Origin of the sequence: Kocuria sp. (assembly GCF_030536815.1) — a bacterium.
Taxonomy (GTDB): domain Bacteria; phylum Actinomycetota; class Actinomycetes; order Actinomycetales; family Micrococcaceae; genus Kocuria; species Kocuria gwangalliensis.
In genome coordinates, this window is the sequence record NZ_JAUNPE010000137.1 from 1 (window position 1) to 5,815 (window position 5,815).

Here is a 5,815-nt window from a genome sequence, read left to right on the forward strand (position 1 = left end):
ATCAGGGAGCGGATCCGCGGTTGATCATGGCCGGGCCGGGTGTCGTGACCGGTAGGTGCAGGAAATGGGTGGGTACCGGTGATTGATTCCACCCGCGGTTCTGGTTCAGCGGTGTGGCTGTGGCTCTTGGTGGCCTGCGCGGTGCTCACCCAGTCCACGGTGAACCTGTTACGCCCGGTCACCTCCTACAAGCTGCTCGCGCTGCATGCGGACTCCGTGACCATTGGTCTCACCACAGCGGCCTATGCCCTGGTTCCGCTTTTTACCGCCGTGTGGCTCGGTCGGTACTCGGATCGGGCCCCGCAATTGAAACTCCTGACGCTGACCGGGGTGGGACTGCTGGTTGCCGGTGGGGCACTGTTGGCAGCCTCTCCCACGGTGTGGGCCATTGTGGCCGCCAGCGTGGTGCTGGGTATGGGCCACTTATGTTTCACCATTGGCGGGCAGGCGGCTATTGCCCGCTATGCCGCAGATCGTGATTTGGACAAGGGGTTCGGATGGTTCACCGCAGCCTTTTCCGCCGGGCAAATGATGGGACCCTTGTTGGGTGGCTGGTTGGTGGGTCGGAGCACCGGGGTCGATTCCGCAGAACGCTTGGCTGACGTCAATCAGGCCCTGTGGATAGGCACCGCGCTGTCGCTTTTCGCCGTGCCGCTCTTGATCTTCCGGTTCACACCACCCAGATCGACGACGTCGCTCCCCGGCCAACCACGCACCGGCCAGATCGGCCAGGCCTCGGCGGAAAAGCCCACGGTGCTCGGAGTGCTTAAGGTCCCCCGCGTGGGTTCCCACATGCTCGCGGCACTGTCCTTGCTGGCCATGCTGGACATCCTCACGGCGTTCCTCCCGGTCATTGGCGAAGAAGCGGGTGTGGCACCCGCGGTGGTGGGTGTACTGCTGGGTGTCAGAGGCTTGGCGTCCATTGCCTCGCGAATACTTTTGCCGTGGCTGTCCGGGCGTTTCTCCCGGCGCGCCCTGCTGCTGACGTGCTTGTTCGGTGCGGGAACCACATTGATCATCCCGCCCTTGTTCTTTGAGCATTTCTGGATCACGGCCGCATTCTTGGCCATTGGTGGTTTTCTTCTGGGGTTGGGACAACCGTTGACGATGACCATGATCACCACGTCCGTGCCGTCCAATTGGCGTGGCTCCGCCCTGGCCGTGCGGCTCATGGGCAACAGACTGGGTCAGGTGGTGCTGCCGTTGCTCGCCGGTGTGGTCGCCGCTCCGCTGGGCCCCGCCGCGGCCGTGTGGATGTGCTGCGGTGTCCTGCTGGTCAGCGGTACCGAGAAGATCTGGGGCGACAACCGTTCCGCTCGCTGAGCGAATGACGCCCCCTGCGTACGATGACCGCAACTGGTTCCTAACCCGGGAGAGCTCATGTCCGCACTGCATCGGTCATTCCTGCATGATTTTCAGCTCATGTCCCGCAATGGCGGGCTGGACTCCGGCGGTGTCGAACGCCAGGCCGGCACGGCCGCGGACGGACTGAACCGTCAGTGGTTCGCCGGCTGGTTGGCGGCGCGCGGTGCCACGGTGCACTACGACGAGATCGGGAACCAGTTCGGCACGTTCGAACTCCACCCCGGCGCCCCGCACGTTCTGGTCGGATCGCACCTTGATTCCCAACCCAGGGCCGGCCGGTTCGACGGCGCCTACGGCGTGCTCGCCGGGGCGAGCGTGTGCGCGGAACTGTACCGAGCGGCGTCGGCGGGGGAGCTGGAGCTGGCGTACAACCTGTGCGTGGTGAACTGGTTCAACGAGGAAGGCTGCCGATTCAAGCCGTCCATGATGGGCAGCCTGGTGTACACGGGCAAGCTCGAGCTGGAGACCGCGCTGGCCACCGAGGACGTCCACGGTGTCACCGTGCGGGACGCCCTCAACACCCTGGGCCAGCGTGGCACCGAGAGCATTCCCGAGGCGGCGGCGTACGTGGAGATCCACATCGAGCAGGGCAAGTCCATGGAGGAGAACGGGCAGACCATTGGCCTGGTGGAGGCCACGTGGGGTGCGCGCAAGTATGAATTCCTGGTCACCGGCGAGCAGTCCCACACCGGTGCCACACTGATCGAGGACCGCAAGGATGCCCTGCTGGGTGCCTCCTTGTTGATTGCGGCGGCACGCCGGATCGCATTCGAACACGACGTGATCACATCGTGCGGTGAGTTGCTGATCCTGCCCAATTCGCCCGTCGCGGTCGCGCGCGAGGCACGCTTGCTGATCGACCTGCGCAGCCCCGACGCCGCCCGGCTCGACGCCGCGGACGCTGCCTTCGCGCGGGAGGTCACCACGGCGGCGTCGGAGGCGAACGTGGAGATCGAGACGCTGAGCCGCAACGCGTGGGACGTGAAGGAGTACGCTCCGGACGGTGTGGTGCTCGCGGAGCAGGTCGTGCGGGAACTGAGGCTGCCGTACACGCGGATCATGACGCTGGCCGGCCACGACTCCACGAATGTGAAAGACGTGATGCCCGCGGTGATGTTGTTCGTCCCGTCGCACAAGGGCATTACGCACAACGAGTACGAATTCACCTCCGACCAGGACATGCTTGCCGGACTGGACATGCTCACCGGGGTGCTGACGCGGGTGGCGCAGGGCGAGTTGGCGTGAACGCGGGCCGCGCCGGCCGAGCCGCGGCAGGCGCGGGCTATGCGCGTCCCCGCAGCCCCTTAGAGTGTGGGTGAACCACAACTCGGCAAGGAGGCCCAGTGTCCCAACCCACGCACGCTCAGGAAACCGCCACGCGGCAGGCGGGTGAACAGCCCGGCACCACCCTCCCGCTCGACGGCGTTCTGGTCGCCGATTTCTCGCGCGTGCTCGCCGGTCCGCTGGCCACCATGACACTGGCGGATCTGGGCGCGCGCGTCATCAAGGTGGAACGCCCCGGGGCGGGCGATGACACCCGCAGCTGGGGGCCGCCGTGGTCCGACACCGGAGCTACCTACTTCGAGTCCGCCAACCGCAACAAGGAGTCCGTGGCCCTGGATCTTACGGATCCCGAGGACCTCGCGCTCGCGCGAAAGTTGGCCCTCAAGGCGGACGTGCTGGTCGAGAACTTCAAACCCGGTGGGCTGGCCAAACTGGGGCTGGGTTACGAGGATTTACGTGACGAGAACCCCGGACTGGTCTACGCCTCGATCTCCGGGTTCGGATCCGCCCGGGGCCGCCATCTGGCCGGTTACGACTTCCTGGTGCAGGCGGTCGGTGGGCTCATGAGCATCACCGGCCCCGCCCAGGGTTCTCCCTACAAGGCGGGCGTGGCCCTGGTGGACGTGTTGTGCGCCAAGGACACGACCATTGGGGTGCTGTCCGCTCTGGAGGCGCGTCGACGGAACAATGGCCGCGGCGCCCACTTGGAGATCAACCTGCTCTCCAGCCTGCAGGGAGCACTGGTCAATCAGGGTCAGGCCTACTTGGGTGCGGGCAAGGTTCCCTCGCGCATGGGCAACGACCACCCGTCGATCGTCCCCTACCAGTTGTTGGAGTGCTCGGACGGGCCCCTTGCGGTGACCATCGGAAACGACGGTCAGTTTGCTCGCATGGCTGCGGCACTCGGGGTGCCCGGTCTTGCCGAAGATGAGCGCTTTGCCACCAACTCCGCCCGCGTGGCCCATCGCGAGACCCTGGTGCCCCTGCTCGAAGAAGCCCTCTCGGCACAGACCGCCCAGCACTGGGCGGACGTATTCACCGGCGCGGGGCTGCCCGCGGGCAAGGTGGGCGGCATTGATGACGGTGTGGCCCTGGCCGAAGACCTCGGACTCGACCCCACCGTGGACGTTCAGGACGTCTCCGGGCAGACCGTGGGCCGCCAATTCCGGCACCCGGTGACCTGGGAACCGCCCCTTGAATCACCCACCGTGGCGCCCCCGAAGCTCGGGGAACACACGGAATCGGTGGTTGAGTGGCTCCAACGAACTTCTTAGGCAACCGATATAAGAGTCGGGGCTGGCGGGGTAAAGTTTCGCGAGCGGCGCTGTCCGCGTACCGTGAGTCACAAATGCGTATCGGGCGCGGCCGCCGTCTGCTCCGGGCCCCTGTCATACCTGCATGACCAATGATGCAAAGGAGCACCATGACCACCCAAGAGCTGCCCACGGACCCCTCAGATCTGATTAGTTTTGATTCCCTGCTCACCGCCGAGGAGCTCGAGCTGCGCAAGACCGTTCGCGAATTCGTGAACGCGCAGATCAAGCCCAACATTGCCCGGTGGTTCGCGGACGGCGAGTTCCCGTTGGAGATCGTGCCGGAAATGGCCAAGTTGGGCCTGCTGGGCATGCACCTCAAGGGTTACGGCTGCGCGGGTCGGTCGGCTGTGGAGTACGGCCTGGCCGGCGCGGAGCTGGAGGCCGGGGATTCGGGTCTGCGCACGTTCGTGTCGGTTCAGGGTTCGCTGGCCATGAGCGCCATTTACAAGTGGGGTTCGGAGGAGCAGAAACAGGAGTGGCTGCCGCAGATGGCCGCCGGTGAGGCAATCGGTTGCTTCGGCCTGACCGAGCCGACCGCCGGCTCCGACCCGTCCTCGATGACCACCAACGCCAAGCGCGACGGCGACGACTGGGTGCTCAACGGCACCAAGCGCTGGATCGGCCTGGCGAACGTGGCCAAGGTGGCCGTGATCTGGGCGCAGACCGATGACGGCATCCGCGGTTTCGTGGTGCCCACCGACACCGCCGGCTACAAGGCCACGCCCATTGAGCCCAAGCTGTCGATGCGCGCGTCCATCCAGTGCGAGATCGAGCTGACGGATGTGCGCCTGCCGGCGAGCGCAATGCTTCCCGATGCCAAGGGTCTGCGCGGCCCGTTCTCGTGCCTCAACGAGGCCCGCTACGGCATCATCTGGGGTGCCATGGGTGCGGCTCGCGATTCCTTCGAGGCTGCCCTGGACTACTCCAAGCAGCGCATGCAGTTCGACAAGCCCCTGGCCGGTTATCAGCTCACGCAGCAGAAGCTCGTGGACATGGCCCTGGAAATCAACAAGGGCTTCCTGCTGGCGCTGCAGATCGGCCGCATGAAGGATGCCGGCACGCTGCAGAACCACCAGATCTCGGTGGGCAAGCTCAACAACTGCCGCGAGGCCATCGCGATCGCGCGCGAGGCTCGCACCATCCTGGGCGGCAACGGCATCACCCTGGAGTACTCGCCGTTGCGGCACGCCAACAATCTCGAGTCCGTGCGCACCTACGAGGGCACCGACGAGGTCCACACCCTGATCCTCGGCCAGTACCTCACCGGCGAGCCGGCCTTCCGCTGATCGACACGTTCCACTCGGCGCTCGCGGCGGATTCCGTCGCGGGCGCCCCCGTTTCAGGACCGGGCTCGAGCCCGAGTCCGAATCCGCGTCCGAGTTCGAGGGAGACTTCCGCATGAGCATCACCATCGACAGCATCAAGAAGATCACCGTGATCGGCGCCGGTGCCATGGGCCGCCAGATCGCGATGACCGCAGCCCTGGCCGGGTACCGGACCACGGTGCAGGACATCAGCCAGGACATGCTCGACGCCGCCTCCGCCGAGATGCGCGGCTGGGCCGAGTCCCGCGTGGCCAAGGGCAAGCTCGAGCAAGCCACCGCCGACGCCGCTCTGGCCAACCTGGTGTGGGAAACGGACCTCGAGCGCGCGGCCGCGAACGCGGATTTCGTGATCGAAGCCGCTACCGAGCGCCTGGACATCAAGCGCGGCATCTTCGAGTCCCTGGGTTCCCTGGCGCCGCAGCACGCAATCCTCGCGACCAACTCCTCGACCCTGGGGTCGTCCAAGGTGGCCGAGGCCAGCGGGCGAGCGGAGCAGGTGTGCAACATGCATTTCTTCAACCCCGC

The 5,815-nt window shown here is 66.0% G+C and carries 5 protein-coding genes; all 5 read left to right on the top strand.

Annotated elements, in window-relative coordinates:
• Positions 1-78 precede the first annotated feature (78 nt).
• Positions 79-1,323 (top strand): MFS transporter, encoded by a 1,245-nt coding sequence (locus Q4E95_RS10640; protein WP_303383285.1) that lies wholly within the window; start codon positions 79-81, stop codon positions 1,321-1,323.
• Positions 1,324-1,380: 57 nt separating this feature from the next.
• Positions 1,381-2,610, top strand: a complete 1,230-nt coding sequence (locus Q4E95_RS10645; RefSeq protein WP_303383286.1) for a M20 family metallo-hydrolase — start codon at positions 1,381-1,383, stop codon at positions 2,608-2,610.
• Positions 2,611-2,792: 182 nt separating this feature from the next.
• Positions 2,793-3,923 carry a CaiB/BaiF CoA-transferase family protein gene (locus Q4E95_RS10650; protein WP_303383289.1) on the top strand — a complete coding sequence of 377 codons (1,131 nt, stop codon included), beginning with the start codon at positions 2,793-2,795 and terminating at the stop codon, positions 3,921-3,923.
• 149 nt (positions 3,924-4,072) lie between these two features.
• Complete coding sequence (locus Q4E95_RS10655) at positions 4,073-5,251, top strand: acyl-CoA dehydrogenase family protein (RefSeq protein ID WP_303383287.1); 1,179 nt, start codon at positions 4,073-4,075, stop codon at positions 5,249-5,251.
• A 112-nt stretch (positions 5,252-5,363) separates the two neighbouring features.
• Positions 5,364-5,815 (top strand): 3-hydroxyacyl-CoA dehydrogenase family protein (locus Q4E95_RS10660; protein ID WP_303383288.1); only part of this gene is annotated, 452 nt, incomplete at its 3' end.